General features: G+C 59.7%; 19 protein-coding genes. 13 read left to right on the forward strand and 6 right to left on the reverse strand.

Going from position 1 to position 24,348, the window contains the following annotated elements; all coding sequences use genetic code 11:
* Nucleotides 1-42: 42 nt before the first annotated feature.
* Nucleotides 43-507: a tRNA (cytidine(34)-2'-O)-methyltransferase gene (locus tag sake_RS04770; RefSeq protein WP_129359954.1), complete on the reverse strand. Its 465-nt coding sequence runs from the start codon at nt 505-507 to the stop codon at nt 43-45.
* Between the two features lie 132 nt (nt 508-639).
* Between sake_RS04770 and sake_RS04775 the strand changes: the two genes are divergently transcribed.
* The 10 genes from sake_RS04775 to secA all read left to right on the forward strand — a co-directional run bounded on the left by sake_RS04775 (nt 640) and on the right by secA (nt 13,696).
* Complete coding sequence (locus sake_RS04775; protein ID WP_129360175.1) at nt 640-1,848, forward strand: cysteine desulfurase family protein; 1,209 nt, start codon at nt 640-642, stop codon at nt 1,846-1,848.
* A 114-nt stretch (nt 1,849-1,962) separates the two neighbouring features.
* Nucleotides 1,963-3,138, forward strand: a complete 1,176-nt coding sequence (mnmA, locus tag sake_RS04780; protein WP_129359953.1) for a tRNA 2-thiouridine(34) synthase MnmA — start codon at nt 1,963-1,965, stop codon at nt 3,136-3,138.
* Between the two features lie 80 nt (nt 3,139-3,218).
* The gene (locus tag sake_RS04785; RefSeq protein ID WP_129359952.1) at nt 3,219-3,608 is read left to right on the forward strand and encodes a chorismate mutase; all 390 of its coding nucleotides are present in this window, start codon (nt 3,219-3,221) and stop codon (nt 3,606-3,608) included.
* Nucleotides 3,605-4,645 carry a hypothetical protein gene (locus sake_RS04790; RefSeq protein WP_129359951.1) on the forward strand — a complete coding sequence of 347 codons (1,041 nt, stop codon included), beginning with the start codon at nt 3,605-3,607 and terminating at the stop codon, nt 4,643-4,645. The genes sake_RS04785 and sake_RS04790 overlap by 4 nt, the downstream gene beginning before the upstream one ends.
* 160 nt (nt 4,646-4,805) lie before the next feature.
* Entirely contained in the window at nt 4,806-5,495 is a 690-nt protein-coding gene (gene mtrA, locus sake_RS04795; protein WP_129359950.1) for an MtrAB system response regulator MtrA, read from the forward strand.
* 75 nt (nt 5,496-5,570) lie between these two features.
* Complete coding sequence (mtrB, locus tag sake_RS04800; protein ID WP_371811974.1) at nt 5,571-7,193, forward strand: MtrAB system histidine kinase MtrB; 1,623 nt, start codon at nt 5,571-5,573, stop codon at nt 7,191-7,193.
* Nucleotides 7,190-8,899, forward strand: a complete 1,710-nt coding sequence (locus sake_RS04805) for an LpqB family beta-propeller domain-containing protein (RefSeq protein WP_178945550.1) — start codon at nt 7,190-7,192, stop codon at nt 8,897-8,899. Before mtrB ends, sake_RS04805 begins: the two co-directional genes overlap by 4 nt.
* Nucleotides 8,900-8,989: 90 nt before the next feature.
* Nucleotides 8,990-9,838, forward strand: a complete 849-nt coding sequence (locus sake_RS04810) for a ComF family protein (protein WP_178945551.1) — start codon at nt 8,990-8,992, stop codon at nt 9,836-9,838.
* 174 nt (nt 9,839-10,012) lie between these two features.
* Entirely contained in the window at nt 10,013-10,714 is a 702-nt protein-coding gene (hpf, locus tag sake_RS04815; RefSeq protein ID WP_129359946.1) for a ribosome hibernation-promoting factor, HPF/YfiA family, read from the forward strand.
* A 216-nt stretch (nt 10,715-10,930) separates the two neighbouring features.
* A complete protein-coding gene (gene secA, locus sake_RS04820; RefSeq protein ID WP_178945552.1) occupies nt 10,931-13,696 on the forward strand; it encodes a preprotein translocase subunit SecA in 2,766 nt (921 codons plus the stop codon).
* Between the two features lie 187 nt (nt 13,697-13,883).
* Here the strand turns inward: secA and sake_RS04825 are convergent, their stop codons facing one another.
* The 3 genes from sake_RS04825 to sake_RS13290 form a co-directional block, all read right to left on the reverse strand.
* On the reverse strand, nt 13,884-14,396 hold the full coding sequence (locus sake_RS04825; protein ID WP_129359944.1) for an Rv3235 family protein: 513 nt from the start codon (nt 14,394-14,396) through the stop codon (nt 13,884-13,886).
* A 90-nt stretch (nt 14,397-14,486) separates the two neighbouring features.
* Nucleotides 14,487-15,350 carry a hypothetical protein gene (locus tag sake_RS04830; protein ID WP_178945553.1) on the reverse strand — a complete coding sequence of 288 codons (864 nt, stop codon included), beginning with the start codon at nt 15,348-15,350 and terminating at the stop codon, nt 14,487-14,489.
* Nucleotides 15,351-15,574: 224 nt separating this feature from the next.
* Nucleotides 15,575-15,793, reverse strand: a complete 219-nt coding sequence (locus sake_RS13290; protein ID WP_197964465.1) for a helix-turn-helix domain-containing protein — start codon at nt 15,791-15,793, stop codon at nt 15,575-15,577.
* Between the two features lie 305 nt (nt 15,794-16,098).
* Between sake_RS13290 and sake_RS04840 the strand changes: the two genes are divergently transcribed.
* Nucleotides 16,099-17,679: a sensor histidine kinase gene (locus sake_RS04840; protein ID WP_129359942.1), complete on the forward strand. Its 1,581-nt coding sequence runs from the start codon at nt 16,099-16,101 to the stop codon at nt 17,677-17,679.
* Between the two features lie 114 nt (nt 17,680-17,793).
* Here sake_RS04840 and sake_RS04845 read toward each other — a convergent pair whose 3' ends face one another.
* On the reverse strand, nt 17,794-18,042 hold the full coding sequence (locus sake_RS04845) for a WhiB family transcriptional regulator (RefSeq protein WP_129359941.1): 249 nt from the start codon (nt 18,040-18,042) through the stop codon (nt 17,794-17,796).
* 298 nt (nt 18,043-18,340) lie between these two features.
* On the opposite strand from sake_RS04845, the gene sake_RS04850 reads away from it, so the two are divergent.
* Nucleotides 18,341-18,784: a hypothetical protein gene (locus sake_RS04850; RefSeq protein ID WP_129359940.1), complete on the forward strand. Its 444-nt coding sequence runs from the start codon at nt 18,341-18,343 to the stop codon at nt 18,782-18,784.
* Here sake_RS04850 and sake_RS04855 read toward each other — a convergent pair.
* Complete coding sequence (locus tag sake_RS04855; RefSeq protein WP_178945554.1) at nt 18,677-22,726, reverse strand: FtsK/SpoIIIE domain-containing protein; 4,050 nt, start codon at nt 22,724-22,726, stop codon at nt 18,677-18,679. The genes sake_RS04850 and sake_RS04855 overlap by 108 nt on opposite strands.
* A 428-nt stretch (nt 22,727-23,154) precedes the next feature.
* Between sake_RS04855 and glf the strand changes: the two genes are divergently transcribed.
* The gene (gene glf / locus sake_RS04860) at nt 23,155-24,342 is read left to right on the forward strand and encodes a UDP-galactopyranose mutase (RefSeq protein ID WP_129359938.1); all 1,188 of its coding nucleotides are present in this window, start codon (nt 23,155-23,157) and stop codon (nt 24,340-24,342) included.
* Nucleotides 24,343-24,348: the final 6 nt, after the last annotated feature.

The following is a 24,348-nucleotide window of genomic DNA, read 5'->3' on the forward strand; positions in this document are numbered from 1 at the left end:
TCCTGGCTTCCCGAGGCGAGGAGCGCGCTTCGGGAAGTCGGCCTACAGAACCCCACCGAAATCGTGTTGGCGCCACGCCTCATAGAGCGCGATCGACGCGGAATTCGCTAGATTGAGGGAGCGCCGTCCCGGGATCATTGGAATACGAACCAATTCGTCGATCCGAGGATTGTCTTGAACCTCGTCCGGCAGGCCGACGGACTCCGGGCCGAACATCAACGTGTCGCCCTCCTGGTACTTCACGTCGGCGAAATTTTTGGTGCCCCGAGTGCTGAACGCGATCATTCGTGACCCTTCCAGCGCCGCCCAGGCCGCATCAAGGTTCGGATGAACCGTCACGACGGCCAAGTCATGGTAATCGAGTCCTGCCCGCCGCAGATGCGCATCGGCAAAATTGAATCCAAGCGGCTCGACGAGGTGAAGATGGGCCCCGGTTACTGCAGCCAGTCGGATAGCGTTACCGGTATTGCCGGGAATTTCGGGGGTATAGAACAAGATGTTGAACACGTCGAGCAAGTCTAGCCGCGGCATCGTCCTCCGTCTCATCGGGCAACATCGACACGAGCACTAGAATGGGTGCGTCGGGCGGGGTAGGCCCCCGTCCCAACAATCGAACTCGTGACCGAAGGAGCATCCGCAGTGCAGGGCGTTTACCTCGACAACGCGGCTACCGCGCCCGTCAATGAAGCGGCATTGCAAGGCATGATCGACCAGATGCGTACCGGAGGGAACGCATCATCCCTGCACGCAGCAGGACGCCGGGCTCGCATGGTCGTGGAGTCCGGACGCGAACAGATCGCCCGTGCCGTCGGCGCGGACCCGGCAGAGGTCATTTTCACCTCCGGCGGCACAGAAGCGGACAACCTCGCCGTCAAAGGCATGTTCTGGAAGAGGCAGGAAAATCACCCTGAGCGGGACCGCATCATCCTCAGCCCCGTCGAGCACCACGCGGTCAAGGATGCCGCGCTTTGGCTTGAGAAATATCAGGGCGCTCGCCTGGAATGGCTCAGCGTCGACGTCGAAGGACGCGTGGATCCTCACGAATTGAAGGACCTCTTGGCGGGTAGATCCGACGACGTCGCGCTCGTGACCGTCATGATGGCCAATAACGAAGTCGGCACGGTGCAACCCGTATCCGCTCTGGCGGCTGTCTGCGAGGATGCCGATGTACCTTTTCACACGGATGCAGTGCAGGCCTTCGGCGCGATTCCCCTGAACTTCCACGGTACGGGGTGCACGACGATGGCGATCTCGGGCCACAAAATCGGGGCTCCGATGGGGATCGGGGCCCTGGTCGCCAAACGTCAGGCGCCTTTGACCGCGGTGATCCACGGCGGCGGCCAAGAACGCGACGTCCGGTCGGGGACGATCGACTCGCCCGCCATTGCGGGCTTCGGTATTGCAGCGGAGCAGGCTTGCGCGCGCATGGGCGAAGAATCTGCACGAATCAAGAACTTGCGCGATCGTTTGATCGCGGGCATCCAGGACAGAATTCCGGAGGCCGTGCTGCGCGGACCCGGGGATCTGGCCGTTGAGAGTCGTCTCCCCGGTAATGCCCACTTCACCTTCCCGGGTTGCGAGGGGGATTCGCTCCTTTTTCTTCTCGACATGTCCGGTGTCCTGTCCTCGACGGGTTCCGCCTGCAACGCGGGGGTTCCCCGGCCTTCTGAAGTGCTTTTGGCCATGGGAGTTGAAGAGATCGATGCCCGAGGCGCCCAGCGATTTACCCTGGGAGTCTCTACGACGGAAGCCGACGTCGACGCCCTCTTGGACGCGTTGCCGGCCGCCTACGCTCAGGCGGTCAAGGCGGGAATGGCCGACCATGCTCCCAGTGGTCCCTGGAGCTGATCCGATATTCGCGGTCCACGGGGTGCAGGGCACGGTGACGAGGGGAATAGCGCCGTGCCCGCGGACGTTGTACCGTGGCGAAGCCGACCAAAGAACCGTTGAGGAAGAGGACACATGAGGGTATTGGCAGCGATGAGCGGGGGTGTCGACTCCGCGGTTGCGGCGGCACGAGCAGTGGACGCGGGACATGACGTCGTCGGCGTGCATCTTGCCCTCTCCCGTATGCCCGGGACTCTCCGCACAGGTTCACGGGGCTGTTGCACGATTGAGGACTCCATGGACGCGCGTCGTGTATGCGACAAATTGGGGATCCCGTTCTACGTGTGGGATTTCTCGGACCGTTTCAAGGAAGACGTCGTCGATAATTTCATCGACGAGTATGCCCAGGGTCGGACCCCGAATCCTTGCATGAGGTGCAACGAGAAAATCAAGTTTTCAGCCCTTCTGGAGAAGGCCGTTGCCCTCGGCTTCGATGCGGTGTGCACGGGCCACTATGCCAAGGTCGTCCAGGACGAGGACGGCAACGTTGAGCTGCATCGCGCAGCCGATTGGGCCAAAGACCAGTCCTACGTCTTGGGCGTATTGACTCATGAGCAGTTGAAGCATTCGATGTTCCCTCTCGCGGAGACGCCCACCAAAGCTGAGGTGAGAGCCGAAGCCGAGGAACGCGGTTTTTCCATCGCCAAGAAGCCCGATTCGCATGACATCTGCTTCATACCGGACGGCGATACCCGAGGATGGCTTGAAGAACGCATTGACCTTGAAGAGGGAGAGATCAAGGACACTTCGGGCGAGGTTCTGGGAACTCACAAGGGTGCGCACGCGTTCACCGTGGGTCAGCGCAAGGGATTGTCGATCGGTCGCCCCGCGTCGGACGGCAAGCCGCGCTTCGTCCTCGAGATCCGTCCTAAGACCAATGAGGTCGTCGTGGGCTCCAAAGAGATGCTTGCGGTCGACGAGATCCGAGGGATCCGAGAGACATGGGCGGGTCTTCCGGTTCCCGAAGTGCAGGCGTTCGGTACCGGCCTGGACCATCCCGGTGCCGTCTCGGAATCTTTTCAGATCAAGGCGCAGGTGCGTGCGCACGCTGATCCGGTTCCTGCGGTGGCACATCTGGAGATCGGTGAGGTCGACGGCGAAGCCGCGCGCGAACTGGTCGTACGTCTTGACGAGCCCCTGCGTGGTGTAGCACCTGGTCAGACCGTTGTCATTTACCAAGGAACCCGCGTGCTGGGGCAGGCGACCATCAACCGCGCATATTCGCTCTCGCGACCCGACATCGTCGGCTGAATGCTGTTGGTGACAGCGCTGCGGTCAGAAGTTGCTCTCGGTATGCGGAGACGGCCGAGGGAACCGTAGACTGTCTCACTATGACGCAGACTCCAGAGCCCCGCGAAACATTTGATGCCCGCGCCAGTTCCTTGAACGACGTCGACCCCTCCGTTTTCGAGGAGCTTCTCCAGATGCGGAGCACGATCGATAATATTGACGCGGCACTCGTCCACATGCTCGCTGAACGGTTCAAGGCGACGCAACGGGTCGGATACCTGAAAGCGCAATATCAATTGCCTCCTGGGGATCCCGGCCGCGAAGCAGCTCAGATCCAACGTCTCAGGAATCTCGCCAAGAACGCCCACCTCGATCCCGAATTCGCCGAGAAATTTCTCAACTTCATCATCAGCGAGGTCATTCGACACCACGAGCGCATCGCGGAGGATCACAACGGTCGGGACAGCGAGGCCGTGGAGGGCGAGGAATGACGCTCAACTCGCCGTCCGGAGGCCACAGCCCTCGCGGGGACAGGATTGTGGCCTCATCCAGAGGGAGAGTCTCGGGAACCGAGTTCTACGAATCTCTCCTCGGCGTCCGTGGCGAATTGGGTGCTCCTCACCTTTCTCCTTTGCCCGAACTGCCCGAACGCGGGTTCTCGGCAACACGTACGGCCCGAACCATCGCATCTCTCGAGGAGCTCTACGCGGACGGTCAACCCTTCGGCTGGCGACTTGGGGCGCGTCCCAGCAAGGAGTCCCGGGCGGCAGCGTCGCAGTTGCACAGTGATATCAACATACTGGCGGATGTCATCGGTTCTGCGGGTCGGGGGCACAAAGGGCACACCGTCGTGTCGCTGACCGGACCCGTGAGCCTGGCCGCTGAGCTCAAATTAAGGAATGGGGAAGCCGTGCTGAGTGACCACGGCGCCCGTCGGGAGCTGGCGGATTCGCTGTGCGAAGGGCTGGGCTCTTTGACGCGGGCCCTCAGAACAGCGGTCGACGGAGAGGGACTGACCGTCAGATGGTGCGAGCCCGACCTGGAGCAAGCTCTCGCGGGTCAGATCCCTACCTCAAGTGGCTATCGAACCTTGAGGTCGATTCCTCGTGCGGAGGTTCGGAATTCACTGGCGGATATCGCGGAAGCCACCCAACGTCACGGAGTCGGCTCCGTCATCGACGTCGGTGGCCCGGTTCCCGACATGGAATTCGGGCGGTTCTTCGACGCCATTGCGGCCCGTCCGCACGGTCGGGGAGCTGACGAATGGGAACGCATCGCCGGCGCCGTCGACCGAGGACAATCGGCGTGGTTGGGCGTCACCGGTAGCGGAGCCCAGGACCAGACTGTGGAGACCATTCGATCTTTCTGGAGAACGTGGCGGGACCTCGGACTTGGGGCACAAGATCTCGCCAAGGTGACGATCGAGGAAGAAGATGACCTCTCGACCGTCTCACCTGAACGAGGTTTGACCGTTCAGACCCGGAGCGCAGCGATTGCGGAGGGTCTGCTCGACCTGTCACGCGAGTAATCAGACCGGCTCTTACGTGACATTCATTGCTTCACTGTCGGCACCGAAAGGATATTGCGTACTGATGTCGCGTAATGTTGCATGGAACAGTATGCCGACTTCAACCTGGTTTTGTTGTGCCCGTCGTGGGTAACCTCAGGGGAACTGGAAAGGAGCGCGAGTGAAGGCGCGAATTTTGGTAGTGGACGATGACGAGGCCCTCTCGGAGATGGTAGGTATCGTTCTGACCAACGAGGGCTACGAGCCCACATTCTGCGACGCGGGAGACCGTGCCGTGAGCGCCTTCGAAAGCTACGATCCGGATCTCATTCTTCTGGACCTCATGCTGCCAGGAATGAGCGGTATCCAGGTGTGCGAGCGTATCCGAGAAACCTCGGACGTCCCGGTCATCATGTTGACCGCCAAGTCGGATACGGAAGACGTGGTTCGTGGTCTCGAGGCAGGCGCCGACGATTACATCGCCAAGCCCTTCAAGCCTGCCGAACTCTTGGCTCGAATCCGGACTCGGCTGCGGACCGGTGATGCCCGTTCGGCCGAACGCATTGAGATCGGCGATCTGAGTATCGATTTGGCGGGTCGGGCCGTGACCCGCGGTGAGGCAACGGTGCGCCTGACTCCGCTCGAGTACGATCTGCTCGTCAATCTTGCACAGGAACCGGGCCAAGTGCTGTCCAGAGACCTTCTCCTCGATCGAATCTGGGGTTACGACTCCGATGCAGACCGGAGGCTTGTCAACGTCCACGTTCAGCGGCTCCGCGCTAAGATCGAAAAGGACCCAGAAAAACCTGACCTAATTCAGACCGTGCGAGGGGTTGGGTACAAGGCCAACGCGAGCCAGGTGCGACGCTAAGAGGACATGGCAAAGCACACACCACATAGTAGAGCGAGGCGCTTTTTTGGCGCAGTTCCCGCTTTCATTAGGGGCATCCGCAAACAATGGCGGGAATCTCTCCAATTCTCCGCGGTGATCGTGGCGACCTCGCTTGCTCTGGTGGCTTTCATTTTTGCCGGCAACTTCCTCTCGACTCAGATCGCGAACAGTCTGTTCAAAGAGCGTCAGGAGCAGGCCCTCGAAGAATCCTCGAGCGGGTTCTCCGACGTCCAGAAGATATTCGACAATGCGGTGACCTCGGACCAGAACGAGGTCCAGTCGCTCATGCGCGAAACACTCACGATTCTGGAGAATCACGGGGCCGACGCAAAGCGCCAGTGGATTCTTATTCCGGTGGAATACCACCAGGGGCAGGGCTACGTGGGTCCCCTTAGTCAGAACGACTGGATGACGTCGTCGTCCGTGCCGCAGGACTTGCAGAAACAGGTCGCTGCCCAGAACGGCGTGTTCTGGCAGTCCTCGAAGGTTCAAGCCAACGGGAACGGTCCCGAGCTGCCTGTGATCTTCGTGGGCACCAAAGTCCATTTGAACCAGGGCAACGATTACGCCCTTTACCTTGTTTATGATCTGTCCTCATCGCAAGGGACTCTGGATTACATCCAGCTGGTCATCGTGGCGGGCTTCGCAATCCTTCTGGTCTTCGTCGCGACTATTGTCTGGTGGGTCACGCGCTCCGTCATTCGCCCCATTTCGCAGACGGCGCGCTCGGCCGAAAGATTGTCGCGCGGCGACCTGGGTGAGCGAGTCGTCGTCCGGGGCGAGAACGAAGCGGCGGTACTTGGCACATCCTTCAACCACATGGCCGACAGCATTCAGGAACAAATTGTTCAGCTCGAGACGCTGTCGAAAATGCAACAAAGATTCGTTTCGGACGTGTCCCATGAGCTGCGCACCCCGTTGACCACCGTCAAGATGGCGGCCGAGCTGTTGTACGGCGGTCGGGACAACATGGATCCGTCCTTCCAGCGATCCACGGAGCTTCTCTACCACCAAGTCGATCGGTTCGAGTCGCTGTTGTCCGACCTCCTTGAGATATCCCGCTTCGACGCCGGCTCGGCGACCCTCGACTCCAGCACGGTTGACTTGGGCGACCTTGTCGAGGACACCGTGGAATCCGTGCGTCCGCACTTGGACAAACAAGGACTCGAAGTTCGACTGCACGGGACGGAACAGCGTTGCTCTGTGGAAATGGACCCGCGACGCATTGAAAGAGTGCTCAGGAACCTGCTCGTCAACGCGATCGAGCATTCCGAAGGGAAGCCAATCGACGTCCATATTGCGGCCAACGATCTCGACGCCGCCGTTGCCGTCCGCGACCATGGCATGGGGATGACTCCGGAACAGACGCGTGAGGTTTTCAATCGTTTCTGGCGTGCCGATCCTTCGCGCAAGCGAACCTTGGGCGGTACCGGCCTCGGTCTGTCGATCGCGGCGGAAGATACTCGACTTCATCAAGGCAGATTAGAGGCCTGGGGCGAACTCGATCATGGTGCATGTTTCCGCTTGACGCTTCCCAAACAAGGGGGGCGACCCGCGGGAGATTCGCCTCTCGGCCTGCCGCCGGAGGGAGTCCCCGACACACCCGCTTCGATCCCTGAGATCGAGGACAGTCACGGCGAAGACGAAGACGGATCGCAGGAGGGCACTGAAGCATGAGCGGACACCAACGGAGGACTTGGTCCGGCCGACGGACGTCGATCGTGCGCGCGGTGGCCTGGGTCGGCGTGGTTGGACTCCTCCTCGTCGGGTGCGGGAGGATTCCGACCAGTGGCCCTGTGTACCACTACAACGAACCCGATGCCAGCGCCTCGTCGGCGTCTCCAGCTTTCAGCCCTTCAGGACCGCAGAATGGCGCCTCCCCCTCGGAGGTCCTGAACGGTTTCATCAAGGCGGGTACCGGAGTAGAGAACGACTACTCTGTGGCCCGTGAATACCTCACAACGGAATTGGCCGGGAGCTGGAAGCCCGAGGACCGGACTCTGGTTTACTCAGACGACGTCAAGATCGATTCGGGGCAGAGCGACCAGCAAGCCACGGCCGAGGTCAACGTGTCGACATCCATCGACGGTCGAGGGATTGCGACCTCGTTCAGGAACCCAGACAAGCAGCAGGTCGCCGCCAAGTTCACACAGGTTAACGGGCAATGGCGGATCGCATCGATTCCCAACGGCACGATGTTGTCCCGTTCGGAGTTCGAGCAGCTGTTCCGTTCGTTCACGCTTTACTTCTACGACCCGACTTTCAGCTACGCGGTCCCCGATATTCGTTGGTTCGCCAACAGATCGACCGTGGCGACGTCGGTCGTGAGAGTCCTGCTGCAAGGCCCGGCTCCTTATTTGGAAGGAGCAGTTGCTACCGCGGTGCCGAACGGAACGAGCCTGATGCGCCAATCTGTCCCGATCAGCAATTCCTCCGCTGAAGTGGGGCTCGCGGGAACTGACGTGTCTGACGCGAACCAACTAACGCTCGAACGATTGAATACCCAACTCGAGCAGACGTTAAAGAGCACCAATTCCGTCGAGAGCGTGAGACTCTCGGTCGATGATAAAGCCGTCGAGACAGGCAAACTTGGGGATTACCAGGCCGCCACGATCAATCCGCAGGTCCCCAGTCCGCAAGTCGGCGTGTTGGAAGGTGACCTCGTGACGTACGCGGACGGCCAGTCCCGAAAAGTTTCAGGCCTGGCCCCGAGCCAAGTTCAGCCGTCGATGCCGACCATGGACTCACAGCGACGTGTCTATGCATACACCGATGAGGACCGAGAACACCTTGCCGTGAGGACAACCTCGGGCAAGGCGCTGGACACCGACATGGAAGAGTCCATTACCGCGCCGAGCGTCGACACGAACAAATGGGTGTGGGCTGGTGGCACTGAAGGGTCCGTTTACGCCCTCGACTCCGGGGGCGACAGCGACGAGCCTCAGAAGGTCGAGGCGGACTGGCTTCGCGACCAGCATATTCAGTCCCTGAGGATTTCTCGTGACGGTTCGCGGGCTCTGGTCGTCACCGGCGAAGGCGACAACGCCCGCGTATGGGTCAGTGGCATCAAACGTAACGCCCAGGGCGCCCCGGAGAGTTTGGGAGAGCCCTTGCGGGTCGGTACAACTCGCAACGCAACGCAGGCTTCCTGGATATCCGATACTGACGTGGTCGTCGCGAATACGCAGGACGGAACCGTGCAGACGGTTTCGCTGGCGGGTGAAACCAATGACGTCAATGGGCTGTCCGATATCGAACACATCTCCGGTGGCAATGGCAAGGACTCCATTTACGCCCAAACCAGTACGGACACGTACTCGCTGACGGGGACGTCTTGGACCAGAGTCGACACGAAGGTCAGAGACCTGGCCTATTCGGGATAATTTTTCCGTCCACAGATTCCCGAATTCCGGCGGACTCCACCAGAGCGTCAGTCATCATTATGGTGACGATGCCGTACAGGAGGGATCCGCGTGGAAAAAAGCGATGCGCTGCAGACCTGCGATCGGATGGCCTTGCGCCTGACGGACGCGTTGGCCGACGCCGTGGAGCTGATTTTTCCTCAACCGTGCGCGGGGTGTTCTGAAGGGCGAGGCCCCGTGTGCCGGATTTGCCGAGCTCTCGTGCACAGGCTTGTCTCTTGTCCGCGGGATGTCGCCGATTCATTGCCCCAATGGCCCTCGCAGGTTCCTTGCTTCGCGGCCGGTTCCTACCGTCACGAATTGGCGAGGCTTCTCCTTGCGTTCAAAAACGCCCAGCGGGTCGACGTCGCGCCATTTCTCGGTCGAGCGTTGGCGCGGTCCGTTGCCGAGGCCATGAAAGGCCGCTGGCCAGCGCAATACCGCACGCGGGGCTCGTCTTGGGGAGCTGACACCGTCTTGCTGGTCCCCGTACCCTCTTCGGCCGCGGCGTTCAGGAGGCGTGGATTCGTACCCAGCGAGCTGCTCATCCGCAAGGCCGTCGGATCGAGCAGCAGACTCCACGAGGCCAAACGACACGGTGGCTTGCGCGTTGCTCCGCTGCTTATCAGGAGGGAGACTCACTTTCGTGGGGTCGTCTCCTGCATGACGGGCCGTGCGAACGGACAAAAGGGCCTGAGCGCTCGCCAGCGTTCGCAGCGCGCGGACGGGTCCATGCATGTCTCTTTGTCTGTACCCGCCCGGTTGATGGGACTCCGACCTGAACTCCAGGGGCGCACATGCATCCTTATCGATGACGTGGCGACCACGGGATCGACCCTCCGGGAGTCCAAACGCGCCATCGAGAAAGCCGGCGCCACAGTGGTGGGAGCGGCCGTCATCGCGAGTGTTCGTGCGCCCTGAGAGAAACTCCGAATGTTTAGCGCGTCACATTGATCGGGTGGGTGACGAAAGGTTCTTCGTCAATTAACGTTGAGTCAAGGAGACGGTCAGATCCGCTCCCTGTGAGGCTCGAGGGCCCGAGCGCGACTCGCTAGCCAGCGAGACCTCACCTCGCCCCAACCGCGGGAGGCCATCGTGGAACTCAATGTATACGGACGCAACGTCAAGGTCCCGGATCGCTTTCGGGAGTATGCAGAGGAAAAGGTCGAGAAGTTCGAGAAGCTCAACGACCACATGGACGTCGTTGATGTGAAGGTCAGCAAGGTCGGAAACGGGCCTCAAGCCATCACCGTTGAGATCACCGTTCATGGTAAAGGCCCTGTTCTTCGTGCCGAAGCTCAAGGATCGGACAAATTCGCCGTATTCGAGGACGCCTACGCGAAGCTGCTCGAGAGGCTCCGCAGAGCAAGGGACCGCCGAAAGATCCACCGCGGCAACCACCGGCCACAATCGGTCTCGGAGGCAACCGGATCAATCCCGGTGATTGACGGGTCGTCCGGAGGCCAGGTGCCTATTGAAGATATTGTCTTGGAAAAGCAACCCGGAGACGACCAGCAGGATTCTTTCGACGACGGTTACTCGCTGGCCGACGATGTCTCCCCAGTCGAGATCCGCAGGAAGACGTTCCCCACCGAAAAAATCACCGTGGATCAAGCGGTGGATCGCATGGAGCTCGTGGGGCACGATTTCTACCTGTTCGTGGATTCGGAATTGGACAGGCCGGCGGCCGTCTATCGCCGCAAAGGTTGGACGTACGGGGTAATCGTTCTCGGGGACGACGCTCCGCCGGAAGGGCTCAACGAAACCAGGATGTACAAACCCGTTACTGAAGGTTGACGTGTCGCGTTGAAGACGATTGTCTCGCCCGGGCCAATACGGCCCGGGCGAGACGCGCTCAACCCACAATTTTTGTCGCTACTAAGGCAAAACCCAGGCGCCTTGTTTAGACTTACGTAGACTGGGCTGTTGGGGTAGCACCTATGGCGGCCCCGCATGGCCTTAAACCGTGGTCACTGCACTTGGAATCTCGTCAGCTACTAGGAGTAAGTACTCGTGGCATCCTTCTTGGAAAAGGTTCTCCGCACCGGAGACAAAAGACTGCTCAAAAAATTGAGGGTCTATGCCGATGCCATCAACTCGTTGGAAGATGATTTCAAGGAGTACACGGACGCTGAATTGCGTGCCGAGACTGACTCCTTCAAGAAACGCATCGAGGAGGGTGAATCGCTCGACCTCCTCCTGCCCGAGGCATTTGCTGTCGTTCGCGAGGCTGCGGGACGGACCTTGGGACAAAGGCATTACGACGTTCAGCTGATGGGCGGCGCCGCCCTTCACCTGGGAAACATCGCAGAGATGAAGACCGGTGAGGGCAAAACTCTGGTCGCAACGGCCCCCGCATATCTCAATGCGCTGACGGGCAAGGGCGTCCACGTCGTCACGGTGAATGACTATCTGGCCGAGTATCAGGCCAATCTGATGGGGCGTGTCTACCGGTTCCTCGGCCTTGAGACCGGCGTGATCGTCTCCCAGCAGACCCCTGAGGTGCGCCGGAAACAGTACGAAGCCGACATCACCTACGGTACGAACAACGAGTTCGGTTTCGATTATCTCCGGGACAATATGGCTTGGACCGTGGACGACCGGGTGCAGCGCGGACACAACTTCGCCATCGTGGATGAGGTCGACTCGATTCTCATCGATGAGGCTCGGACGCCGCTCATCATTTCCGGCCCGTCGTCGGGGGAAGCGAACCGCTGGTACAACGAATTCGCCCGAGTTGCCAAGACGCTGGTTCGCGACGAAGACTACGAGGTTGACGAGAAGAAGAAAACCGTCGGCGTGCTCGAGAGCGGTATCGAGAAGGTCGAAGATCATTTGGGCATCGACAATCTCTACGAATCCGCAAATACGCCGCTGATCGGATTCCTCAACAATGCGATCAAGGCCAAAGAGCTGTTCACGAACAACAAGGATTACGTTGTCATGAAGGGCGAAGTCCTGATCGTGGACGAGCACACGGGGCGCATCCTTCCGGGACGCCGGTACAACGAGGGCGTTCACCAGTCGATCGAAGCCAAGGAACAGGTCGAGGTCAAGGCCGAAAACCAGACTCTGGCGACTGTCACACTGCAGAACTACTTCCGCCTTTATGACAAGCTCTCCGGCATGACCGGTACCGCTGAGACGGAGGCCGCGGAATTCGTCAATACCTATGAGCTGGGCATCGCCGTTATCGATCCCAATAAGCCGCTGATTCGTAAGGACCAGCCGGACTTGGTGTACAAGAACGAGGTCGCCAAGTTCGCGGCCGTCGTCAAGGACATCGCCAAGCGTCACGAGAAGGGCCAGCCGGTTCTGGTGGGTACCACGAGCGTGGAGAAGTCCGAGTACTTGTCCAAGCTTCTCATCAAGGAAGGCGTTCCGCACGAGGTGCTGAACGCCAAGAACCACGCCCGTGAGGCAGCGATCGTCGCCCAGGCCGGCCGAAAGGGCGCCGTCACGGTTGCGACCAACATGGCCGGTCGCGGTACAGACATCATGCTCGGTGGCAACGCCGAATTCGACGCGGTGGACCGTATGACCGAGCTGGGTTACGACTCTCAGGAGCGTCCCGAAGAATACGAAGCCAAGTGGCCCGAGGTCCTGGCCGAGTGCGAGCAGGCGACCAAGAAGGAGCATGAGGAAGTCACGGAGCTCGGTGGTTTGTACGTGCTGGGCACCGAGCGGCATGAGTCTCGCCGCATCGACAATCAGTTGCGCGGCCGTTCCGGTCGCCAGGGCGACCCGGGTGAGTCCCGTTTCTACCTCTCACTCGCCGATGACCTCATGCGTCTATTCAACGGGGCGGCCGCCGGCCGGCTCATGGCCGGGGCACCGGACGACACGGCTCTCGAGCATCGCATCGTCACCCGAGTGATTGCATCTGCGCAGAATCAGGTCGAGGCCAGGAACGCCGAACAACGTAAGAACATTCTCAAGTACGACGACGTCCTCAACCGTCAGCGCGAGGCCATTTATTCGGACCGTGCGAAGATCCTTGAGGGCGACGATATAGGCGAGCAAGTCCAGAAGTTCATCGACGAGGTCCTGACCTCGGCTATTGAGGACAAGACCAGGCAGGGGCACGCGGAAGACTGGGACCTCGAACGCCTCTGGGAGTCGCTGCAGACTATATATCCTGTCAGCATCTCGATCGAAGACCTCGAGGAGTCGGTGGGCGGTCGCTCGAAGATCACCCAGGAAAAGCTCATCGAAGAGATCCTGTCCGATGCGAAAGTCATCTACGAGACTCGTGAGGAAGAGGTCGGATCCGATGCGATGCGCAACATCGAGCGTCGGGTCGTTCTTTCCGTGATTGGGCGGCATTGGCCCGAACATCTCTACGAGATGGATTACCTCAAGGAAGGCATCGGCCTGCGAGCCATGGCCCAGCGCGATCCCCTCGTCGAATATCAGCGTGAAGGCTACGCGATGTTCCAGACGATGATGGACGCGATTCGCGAAGAGACGGTTGCATATTTGTTCAACCTCGACCTCACGAAGCAGCGTACGCAGATGTCTTCGCAAGCGCTGACCATTCCTCAGCAGCCGAAGTTCCTCCGATTCTCGGCTCCGAGTGAGGACGGCGGCGAGGAATCCCATATCGAGGCAAACCCCGAGGACGAAGCGCCAGCGGATGGGGCGCCTGCTTCGTCCGGGGGAGAGTCTTCGACGGCAACCACCGCGGCTTCGTCGGGGGACACCGTGTCAGGGGCGTCCGAGCAGAAGCCCGCTCGTGGGCGGGGCAGCACGAAGAAGAGCCGCAAGAAGCGCAAATAACTTTCGCGTGATCGCCGCGGGGCCCTGTGCTACGGGCTGACCCGAATATGGGACCGGAGGCTGAACATTGTATGTTCGGCATCCGGTCCCAGATTCATATTGTCGAGGTCCGCCCTTCGCGGACCGGGGAATGTTCGGGTTTGAACGGACCGCTGGCTGGAGAACCGGCGCGGCGGGATGATGCAGACTAGCCGATTTCGGCCTGAATGATTTGCCACTGACCTCTCGCCTTGTGGATGCGGAGGGCCAAAGCCCGGCAACGGTCACCGTTGCCCACGACGACGCTCGCCTCGTATTCGTTGTGTCCAACGGGTATGGCGCGGACCCGTCGAGGTCTCAGATTGGTCGGGTTGAAACGCTTGTTCCCGAAAATGGGTTCGGCGGCAACGGGGCCTTCCGCGGTCTCGATCGTAGCCCTCCTCTCGATGCGCTCCAAGACTCTCGGATGCACCCACCGGACGAGCTGGCTCGGAGATCGTTTGCCCGAGATGACTTCGATAATTGCCACACCCATCGTGCCGGCTATGGCGTGGACCCGCCGAAGCTCCTCCCGAGGGTCTGTCGAATGATCGCGCCATTTGTAGAAAGAAGGTGGCCCTTCGGGGTGCGCCCGTGGCGTACCGCGCAGATTTTCGATGGACAGGACGGTCCCTCGTTTGTTGACGCGCCGACGGCCTCGATGCTCTGGTCGTGAGCTCATGGGAGATCCTTTCATGATCAGGGATGTTGAGAGGGAGAAGAAGCGATCGCCGGGTCACAGACTGCTCTCCGGACCCATAGAATCCCGTGACTATGACGAGAATCGATGGGGCACCGCAAGCACCGTGCCGGCATGGATCAGGTAAGGCCGGCCTCGGAGAGCCGACCGGTTCTCCGACTCCAGGGCGTGCATGGTTCGGAGGATGTCTCCGTCCGTGGCACCGGGCCCGGCCAAGTGACCTGCTATGGACCACAGAGATTCACCGCGATGGACAACCCATTCCCGATATTCCACCGAGCCGGAGTCATTCGAACCCGCGGCAAGCCCGCGAGGTTCGTTCATGCTGGCGAAGTAGGGTGACGGTTTCTCGGTGGATTGCGCATCCAGATCGGAGGGTGTTCGCTGGTCAGAACGAGGCTCGGAAGGTTCCGGACGAACGGGGGAACCACCGAAGAGAGGGCTCACCTGGGCTGACAGTGAATCTGGGGGAGTCGTCCCGAGGGCGGCGGGGTCGCCGGATATGCTCCCCGGAGTCGCCAAGGACGGCGCCGATCCAATAATGATGTGAGTGCCCAACACAAGGCCCAAGACCCTGCGGAGAATCGGGGTATTGCGCCGGCTCTTCTGTCTACGCTGGGACGAGCTAGATCCTGCCGCGACGGCGATGAGTACGGATGTCCCTTCAACACACCACCACAGAGACATGATGAGAGCGCCCGTTGCACAGAGCCCCATGATGAGTTCGTCGGCAGACGGCTCTGTGCCGCCTGTTCCGGACAGGACGCTGAGAGCCAGCTCGCCGACCCCCAACCGCAAGACCATGTATATGGAGAGCAGGGGCGGAACTGCTACGGCGCCGAAACCTGCGGCAAAACGGAGGGCTGCCGGCCGTGGACTGGTCTTTCCGAGATGCGATCGGCCGGGGTGGGGACGAGCTTGTGGGCTTTTGGTCATCACGGTGTTCCTTTGATGCCGTTTGGTGCGAGTTGATGATCTATATTTACAGTGCACCCGGGGCTTCCGTAAAGGCCTGTGGATGAAGAAAAGGCGAAATGCTGGACCAAGAGTCAATACATAGCCTGCAACAAGCAGATTCATCGACAACACTCATTTACGGACGACGAAAAGCGTCTCACCGCCAGAGCACACGGTCCCAGGGGCAGGGACAGGGGGGGCTATCAAACGACGTCGTCTCGATGGTGGATGAGTTCCGCCGTCTTTCTGTACCCCTCCGCGATGTAGTCCTCGAGGACTGATCGTTCTATCCGCCATTGGCCCCGACCGCCGATCTGGATAGCGGGAAGCTCCCCGGAACGTACCAGAGCTCTCGTTTGTGATATGGAGATATTCAGGATGTCCGCGACGTCAGCCAAAGTAAGAAAGCGTCGCGCGGTCACGGGCAGGATTCCTTCCGAGATGCCGAGAATCGGCGGTTCGTCCGAGAGTACACACCGTATATATCTCGGGTTGTTCGCGGCCTCAAGTCGTTCACCCAAATGTGAAATACTTTCGGTCACCCCGATCGACGACAACATTCCACAGAACGGGGAGCCGACCATAGAGGGCCTGAGTCGTCGTGACTGCTTGTCAGATGCTGACGGGGCTCATATCTAGTCGAGCTATTCCGACGCAACGACTACGGAGGGCACCTTGGCGGCCTCTAAGATGGTGAGTAGATAGCCACTCCACTTGCAAGGATGATATGACGCTCGCGGAACCTCTACTTAAAACCGGCGAATTCGGTCCGGGCGACTCAGAGTGGTTGCACCTTTTGGTCGGGGATTGGCAAATGATCGCCGATCTCGCACAAGGTGACCTTGTGCTGTGGTTCCCTGAAGAATTTCAATCGAGTGAGCGGAGCGGAAAAGGGCAAGGCGGTCCCGCTCCGCAAGCCGGATTCTCCGGGATGGCTCACGTTCGGCCCTCGACAACGCAAACCGTCTTCCATCGAGACATGGTGGGGCTTCGAATGAGCTCGCAGGTGGAGACGGCCGCGCGCATTTGTTGGTACGACCAGGCGACTCAGTTCTTGGACAGGGTCGACTGGAATGCGGAGTCGACGATGCGCGTGGTTCTGTACCCTCTCGTCAGAAACGGACGAACAGTAGCCGTCCTGTCGTTGCACCACGGCGAACAATCAGGTCGGATGCAGGGAAGACTCGACACTGTCTTCCGTGAAACCGCACGAGAGATCCTCAGTATGGTGGCCCGTGGGGCGTGGCCGGACTTCAGCTCGTCGAATGAGACTTCGCGCGGCAACCCGAGGGTCAGCGATGGCGTTATCCGTTTGGACGCCGAAGGTCGTGTCACTTTTGCATCTCCCAATGCTGTATCGGTCTACCGGCGACTCGGATTCGCGGACGCGTTGACCGGGAACCTTCTGGCCGATCTGACTCGGGACCTTCTCCCCGCCGCCGAGAAAGCGGACGAGACTCTCCCGCTCGTTCTCACTGGACGTATGCCCTGGAGGGGCGAGGTCAGCACGTCCAAGGTCAGCATCACGTTCAGGGCAGTCCCCTTGAGACGCCAGACGCGACGTGGGGAGGAGCGGTTCGGGGCGTTGCTCCTCTGCCGTGACGTGACGGAATTGCGCCGTCGCGAATTGGAATTAATGACCAAGGACGCGACGATCCGAGAAATTCACCACCGAGTCAAAAACAATTTGCAGACTGTATCAGCATTGTTGCGCCTGCAAGCCCGGCGAATGACTTCCTCCGAGGGGAAACTGGGATTGGAGCAGGCCATGCGTCGTGTGGCCACGATCGCCATGGTGCATGAGGCCCTGTCGCAGGGGCTGACGCAGAACGTTGATTTTGACGACCTGATTAATCGCCAGTTCCATCTTGCGGCTGAGGTGGCTTCCCCAGGACAGGCGGTTTCAACCGAAATGACGGGCGAGTTCGGCCAGCTTCCCAGTGAACTGGCCACGCCGCTAGCCTTGATCATCAACGAAATCGTGGCCAACGCTGTTGAGCACGGACTCGATGGGCATTCCGGGACCGTTACGCTCGATGGGCGTCGAGTGGATGCTGCGGATGGTGGGCAAGAACTCATCGTGACGGTGGGGGACGACGGCATCGGGATGGGGGACAGCTACATCGAGGAATCGGGCGTCTCCGCCTACCGGCCTCCTTCCGAGGGAGAGGGCCTTGGAATGCAGATCGTTCGGACCCTCGTCGCCAGTGAGCTCAAGGGGTCCATAGTCTGGCGTCCGCGTAACGGTGGCGGAACGGAAGTGGTCATCACCGCACAAATTCCCGAGCGGGCAGCTGACCGGTCATAGTCTGAGCGGTCTCATCGAGTCGGCACCCAACGGAAAACGCCGCCCCAGGAAGAAGAAATCTTCCGAGGGCGGCGCCATAAATACGAGGGGGTGTGTCCAGTCAGACGTAAACGTCTAGGACGCGCGGCGGGCGCGTGCGGCGCGGCGTTTCATCGCGCGTCGCTCGTCCTCGCTCATTCCTCCCCAGACACCGGAGTCTTGGCCGGTTTCCATGGCCCACTGCAAGCAGGTGTCCATGACGGTGCAGCTTCGGCAGACGGCTTTGGCCTCCTCAATTTGAAGGAGGGCCGGACCGGTATTTCCAACCGGGAAGAAAAGCTCAGGGTCCTTTTCGAGACAGGCTGCGCGACTGCGCCAATCCATCGATGCACGCTCCTTGTTTCACATGTGATGCCCCGTCATGACGCGCCAAAATCGGTTCGCCAGCGAGTAATACAAATAAAGAGCCCCCAGGACGGGGGCTTGATTGAGAACTTCTTAAAGGTTCCCACGTAAACTTCTCGTGAACAAGAGGGTCCGTCTGTCAAATTGACACATTAGTGATGTTTTATCTCACACTCGAGAGCGCTTGACACGGAAACCATCCCAGGCGTGATCACGCGGTCGAGCGGGAATTTCTGGTGGATCAGTCGGTTCGAATCGGTCCCGTTAGAATGGGCTCATGACTGACTCTCGATCGGAAGAAGCACGCTTGGAGAATGAGCCTCGGGTGAGTCCTTCCCGCCCCGTTTTCGTCTTGGCAGGTCTTGTCGGCCTCGAGGGTCTCTGTCTTGTCGGAGCAGGAATTTTTCAAACGGTCGAAGTCTTCTTCCAGGACCACGCCATGCCTTTCGGCGCCATCGTCATTATGTCCCTTCTGTACATCGGTTATGGCCTGTGGCTAATAGGAGCAGCACGGAGCACCGTCAAGGGCAGTCTGTGGCCGCGGGCTCTCATATTGTTGACCCAGATCTTTCTGATTGTCATCGCACTTCAGATGGCATCCGCGTGGGGCTGGTTACTCGTGGCCGTTCCCGTCCTGTACGGAGTACTTGTCGGTGTGCTGTTGTTCAGCGCCGCTGTCCAGAACCATCTTCTGCGAGCGAACGGACTCCGCGAGAGATAGCTCCGCTTCGGCGTGACGCGGTCTCCGAGAGCTTCTAGCCATACGGGGGATCTTGAAGCGCTCCCACGTCCCATGTGACAGGACCAATCCTTCGTCTTCATCGAGGCGGAGTTTGTAGGGAGGCGTTGGCTCAGGCCGAAACCCGCACGAACCATTCTGGATCGGGCCCGCGAAAATCGCGCTCGTCGAGGAGCGTATCGATTCGGCCCATCGGCAGGTGATCGTCGCCGGTGATCCCATGGGAAAAGTGAGAATCGCCAAACGGTGGGAATGAACGATCTCATCGACCCGATCCATCTCGGCAAGAGGCCAGCTCGGCACGTCTCGGACAACGGCCACGTTTGAGCCTGAGCCTGCGGGGGTATGTTCCAGCACCTGACCCAGCCCAGACGCCATTGGATTGTTTCCCGCCTCGAAGATTCGCCAGCCCAGATGTGGGTTAAAATTCGTCAGTACGTCCAGGAGCTGTTCTTCAGTGGTGCGTGACGCGTAGACCAACGCAAGTGCTTCTCCGGGGACGGCCAGCGCGCGACATTCCTTCGGCAGAGGCGAGCTTACGCCTACCAGGAGCTCGATTCCGGGCTTTTGCCCCGGGCCAGCTGGATACGGCTCTGGGTCGGTCACTCGAACCCTCGATCCGCGATGGTCTGGCAGGCACCACGTCAATTTCGGCCGCGGCCTCCTCATCATCGGTAAATTCACGACAGGTGCGATCGGTCGCCGTTTTGTCGAATCGCTCTCCTGTTTCGCCCGGACCAGATCGGTGAGGTCCCTGGTTGCATTCCGCGAAGGCGGAAGCAGTCCCAAGGGTCCCCGGTTCCGGGTCATCGTTCCTTCGCAGATCCACAGGTCGTCGAGCAGTTCGGCGGATTCGCGTGGGTGAGAAAGACGAAATTCATTGGAATCCGAATCTTGGGCAAAGATTTTGGCGGGGCAGTATTGTCGGATGTCGGGCGGAAGTCTTTTGCCCCCGAGAAGCGCGAGATTCCAGTGGGCGCCGTGAGCAACGACCAAATCCTGAATGTTCTTCGCGAGGTCGTAGCCGAAAGCCACGAAGCTCTCGAGGAGCCTGTCGGTGCCCTGAACGATCACTAGGACAGGATTCGAAGGGCTGCTCCGTGGCGTGCGAATGAGTTCGGTGAGGACTTCTACAACGAAGAGCGGGTCCGCCAGATCGGCCGCGCCACGAATATCCAGACCTGCCGTCGACGCCTTAGTGATCGTAAGGTGAAGTTCCGGATCGCATGAGATTGCGTAGATCGGCTGATTCGCCGTTGCCGCTGACATCAAGAGTCTTGTTGCAAAACTAAGCTGACGCTGAACAGGTCCGACGACTTCGAGCGCGCCGAGTTCTCGACCCGTCCACAGCACAGGGCCTTGCCTAGCACGTCGGGGGATTTCGCCGTGGCCCAGGTACAGGCCGGGAGAGTGAACTGTAGCCATACTGCCAGCCACCATGTGCGGATCCGAGAATCGGGAAATCCGATTGTCCAGGCGCGGAGGTATGACCGGAGCCGTGGAACCCGATTCGATCATCCGAACCCGTTCCGTGAATTCGGCGATATGTTCGCCGAGAATCGAGTCTGTCGAAGCGGACGTCTTGCCCGTTCGGCCAGAACCCACTTCCTGGTGTGATGACCGTGGGATCCTCAAAGGCTTGAGCGGTGGGGTCCTGGGAAGAGCATCCACATGAATGGCGTGAAAATGCAGGACCGCGCCGGCAACGCTCACGTATCCCGTGCCTGGGCTAGTCGCCGGAAGTTCTGCTGCTTGGGGAGTGCCGATCACGCCGACGGGTTCGGGTTCGGAGGCGACGCGGAAACAGACGTTTACCGATACGTTCGCCCGAATATCGGAAGAAATTGCGCCTTGTGGCCGTTGGGTGGACATGACGAGGTGGATTCCGAGTGATCGGCCTGCCGCCGCTATGTGCATGAGCCTGTCCATGGCAGTGGGGAATGTGTCGACCAGGATTCTGAACTCGTCGACGGCGACCAGGATTTCCGGTAGCGGGCACCGCTTCGTGCCGGAATCACCACGGAACCCTTTGGTGTATTCCGGCCACGAGTGTGCTTTGACGTCCGCGAAGAGCGATTCCCTGCGGCGAATTTCCGCCTCGATGAAGGCCAAGCCTCGGAGGATGACAGGTTCGTCCAGATCGGAGAGAGCCGAGTGGACATGCGGCAAACGAGCTACAGGTCCGAAGCTGGTACCGCCCTTGAAGTCGATGAGGATGAACCCAATACGGTCCGGCGGATACCGCAGAGCCAAGGAAGTGAGAATTCCTCGCAAGAATTCTGATTTCCCTGATCCGGTGGTCCCGGCAACCACGCAATGTGGGCCGATTTCATTCAAGTCGTAGCTCAAGAGCTTTCCGCTTTTGGCGTCTTTCCCGAAATCAACCATGAGCGCTGCATCCTTTCGCGACAGTGACCAGCGGTCCGAAGCAGTCTCGATGGCGAGGTCTTCCCGAGTGGACAGCCGGCAGGAGGTCACGGACCGGTTGACGGGTACCAGAGAACGATTGACGTGGACCAATATCTCCAAGAGGTCCAGCGGTGGAATATCCGGTGCAGAGCACGTCAGTCCGACTCCGCTCACCGCCCCTATGCAGCCGTCCTTCGCCGTGCCTTCGGGCCTGATCACGAGTCCGTCGGGGGATGGGCTGACCAGAATCCCGTCCCACGCGGCAGGCGGAGAGAGGCGAGGAGAGTCCAATCCGATGAAAACGATCATGCCTGGACCGTTCTCCAGCGTGAATCGGTTCGCGCATACCAGCGAAACGGGAGGATTCGAGAGCGACGGAGCACTGTCGTCCGAGAAATTCACGAGCTGTCCCCACCGTCGTGAAAACTCTCGACAGATGTCGCAGTCTGCAGGACAAGCGGCCCATTCAAGGGGTAGACCGTCCACCAGCAAATGGGCAAGCAACGTAGCCATGCCGTCGTCGCGACCGTCCGTGCTCATCAGCAGGAGATGGGGGACCCGAAGGCTCGTCAACACAGGCATGTTCTGCGCCGTATAGGTCGGACTCGAAAACCTATCCGAAATATGAAGAGCGCGAGGGCCTCGCCCCCACCTGACCCACAGCTCTTGTGCAGACGTCTCATGGGGACGTCGTCCACGCGGCGATGGAGGACTTCTGCTCCACTCCGTAGAAGACTCGAGTCGAACAACGACCTCAGCAATTCGGGCTCCGATGGGAGGTACGAGGCGTGCGATGGAATTGAGCTCGCGGGAACGGGCTTCTGCGAACAGTTTTCGATCACGGCCCTTGCCTCGGCCCTTGGCCCACCAGTGGGCCAAGGTCACAATCGAACTCAAGCATCCGAAGAGGAGCATGAACCACATGTTCCAGACCAATGCGGTCACCACGCCGAACAGGATCGGCACGAGGCTGGTGAACAGCAAGATTTTCCGACCCTCCGAATCGCTGGCGAAGCGGAGATCTTGTGCGGGCAAGGGAAGGTGCGACACGGACAGGGGACGTTTTGTTGTCCAGTCCTCAAGCTCGAGGCGTGACCCGTTGACAGTAATGATCTCACCGCATGCGAGCTTGGTCACAGGTTTCTGATCGGCTGGACGGAAGACGGCATGTTGATCAGTGACGTTCAGCGTGGCCGCGAAAGGAGGTAGATGCGGGTTGCTCAAAGAAATATCCGTGAGGTCCCGCCCCATGGTGAAACTACCCCTCCTGACCGGGAAGTTGGTTCCGGCTGCGAAACCCTCGGTGCAGGTGATTCTGAAGGGCGCTGGCTCAGCTGGCGGGGACGAACCCTCTGAAGCGCGAATCATGGCTCCCTCGACGAACGGTGGGGATCCGAACTTCGCTTGATGAAGTGGGATACCTCCTACATGCCACGTTGTTTGACGGCCGATGTGCTCGTTGAGGAGGTCTTCGATGAGTGCCCCCTGCGTTCCGACAGAGGCTGAGATCCTCATCGAAAACCCTCGTGAAACCGTTGGATCAAAAATCGAAATATTGAGCTCCATACCGTGATCTAACTCTGCAAGGGGGCGGTCTTCGCCCGAAATGACCAAAGCGGCCAACAATTGTGTACCGTTACCCCGGATACCCCCGGGGTCAATACGGTTGTGGACGGGCGAAGGCGTTGGTCCTGGTTGAGGGTTATTTCTGAAAAACTTCTCGATGTTCGGCTGGGCTTAAGGCATGTCTCACCACCGTGTTGTAGCTTGGTAGGTCGGGACTCCTGGAGAATCGATGCTGTGGGTCAACAGATGATTTGTCGCCGCATGCTTTCTACTAGGATCGAAATCGAGAGATCCGTGTGCGATCGAAAGGTCGGACGCGGACACGTCAGCCCTCGGGCCCATCAGCGGCCCTGGCTCAAGAGCAACAGGAGTTTTGCGTGAACGCAGATCTAGTGGTCGTAGGATCTGGTCTTTTCGGATTGACCATCGCCGAGCAAGCGGCGACGGAGTTGGGACTCAAGGTTGCCCTTCTTGACCGCCGTTCGCACATCGGTGGTAACGCTTACAGCGAGAAGGAAGAGAAGACTGGAATCGAGGTCCACCGCTACGGTGCGCACCTGTTCCACACTTCCAACGAGCGGGTGTGGGATTACGTCAACCGCTTTACCGAGTTCACCAACTACGTCCACCGCGTTTACACACGGCACAATGACGAGGTTTTCCCCATGCCGATCAACTTGGGGACGATCAACCAGTTCTTCCGCTCGGCGTACAGCCCTCAGGAAGCCCGGGATCTCATCAAGGAGCAAGCCGGGGAACTTGCGGGCACCGATCCGGAGAACCTCAACGACAAGGGCATCCAGCTCATTGGTCGTCCGCTCTACGAAGCGTTTATCAAGCACTACACTGGCAAGCAGTGGCAGACCGATCCCAAGGACCTGCCGGCGTCGATCATCAATCGTCTCCCCGTCCGGTACACCTATGACAACCGGTACTTCAACGACACGCATGAGGGCCTCCCGGTCGACGGCTACACCGCCTGGCTCGAACGTATGGCCGATCACCCCAACATCGAGGTTCACCTCGACACGGATTTCTTCGATGACAGCCACGAGTTCTCTCGTTCCAAGGTTCTCGGCCAGGTACCGGTCGTCTACACGGGTCCCGTGGACCGCTACTTCGACTATGCCGAGGGGGATCTGTCCTGGCGCACGATTGATCTCGAAGAAGAGGTGCTCCCGATGGAGGACTTCCAGGGTTGTTCGGTCATGAACTATCCGGACGAGGGCGTGCCTTTCACACGTATTCACGAGTTCCGTCACTTCCACCCGGAACGGGACTACACGAAGGACGCCACCGTCATCATGCGCGAGTTCTCCCGTTTCGCAGAAAAGGGTGATGAGCCCTATTACCCGATTAACACCGACGTGGACCGTCAGAGGTTGTTGAAGTACCGCGACTTGGCCCGCGGAGAAGAATCGGTTCTCTTCGGTGGACGCCTCGGAACCTACAAATACCTGGACATGCACATGGCCATCGGCTCTGCGCTGTCTATGTTCGACAACAAGATCAGGTCGCACTTCCAAGGCGGCCAGAAGCTCGAAAGCGGGGGAGTGGACGCGTGAGCAGTC

This window comes from Kocuria sp. TGY1127_2 (genome assembly GCF_013394385.1).
Classification (GTDB): domain Bacteria; phylum Actinomycetota; class Actinomycetes; order Actinomycetales; family Micrococcaceae; genus Rothia.

Excerpts from the sequence above, each read along its gene's own strand:
- sake_RS04805 (WP_178945550.1), top strand. The coding sequence starts at position 7,190 with ATGAGCGGACACCAACGGAGGACTTGGTCCGGCCGACGGACGTCGATC.
- sake_RS04850 (WP_129359940.1), top strand. The coding sequence starts at position 18,341 with ATGACTGACTCTCGATCGGAAGAAGCACGCTTGGAGAATGAGCCTCGG.
- sake_RS04825 (WP_129359944.1), bottom strand. The coding sequence starts at position 14,396 with ATGAGCTCACGACCAGAGCATCGAGGCCGTCGGCGCGTCAACAAACGA.
- sake_RS04840 (WP_129359942.1), top strand. The coding sequence starts at position 16,099 with ATGACGCTCGCGGAACCTCTACTTAAAACCGGCGAATTCGGTCCGGGC.
- sake_RS04855 (WP_178945554.1), bottom strand. The coding sequence starts at position 22,726 with ATGAGGATCTCAGCCTCTGTCGGAACGCAGGGGGCACTCATCGAAGAC.
- sake_RS04845 (WP_129359941.1), bottom strand. The coding sequence starts at position 18,042 with ATGGATTGGCGCAGTCGCGCAGCCTGTCTCGAAAAGGACCCTGAGCTT.
- sake_RS04830 (WP_178945553.1), bottom strand. The coding sequence starts at position 15,350 with ATGACCAAAAGCCCACAAGCTCGTCCCCACCCCGGCCGATCGCATCTC.
- sake_RS04790 (WP_129359951.1), top strand. The coding sequence starts at position 3,605 with ATGACGCTCAACTCGCCGTCCGGAGGCCACAGCCCTCGCGGGGACAGG.
- mnmA (WP_129359953.1), top strand. The coding sequence starts at position 1,963 with ATGAGGGTATTGGCAGCGATGAGCGGGGGTGTCGACTCCGCGGTTGCG.
- sake_RS04785 (WP_129359952.1), top strand. The coding sequence starts at position 3,219 with ATGACGCAGACTCCAGAGCCCCGCGAAACATTTGATGCCCGCGCCAGT.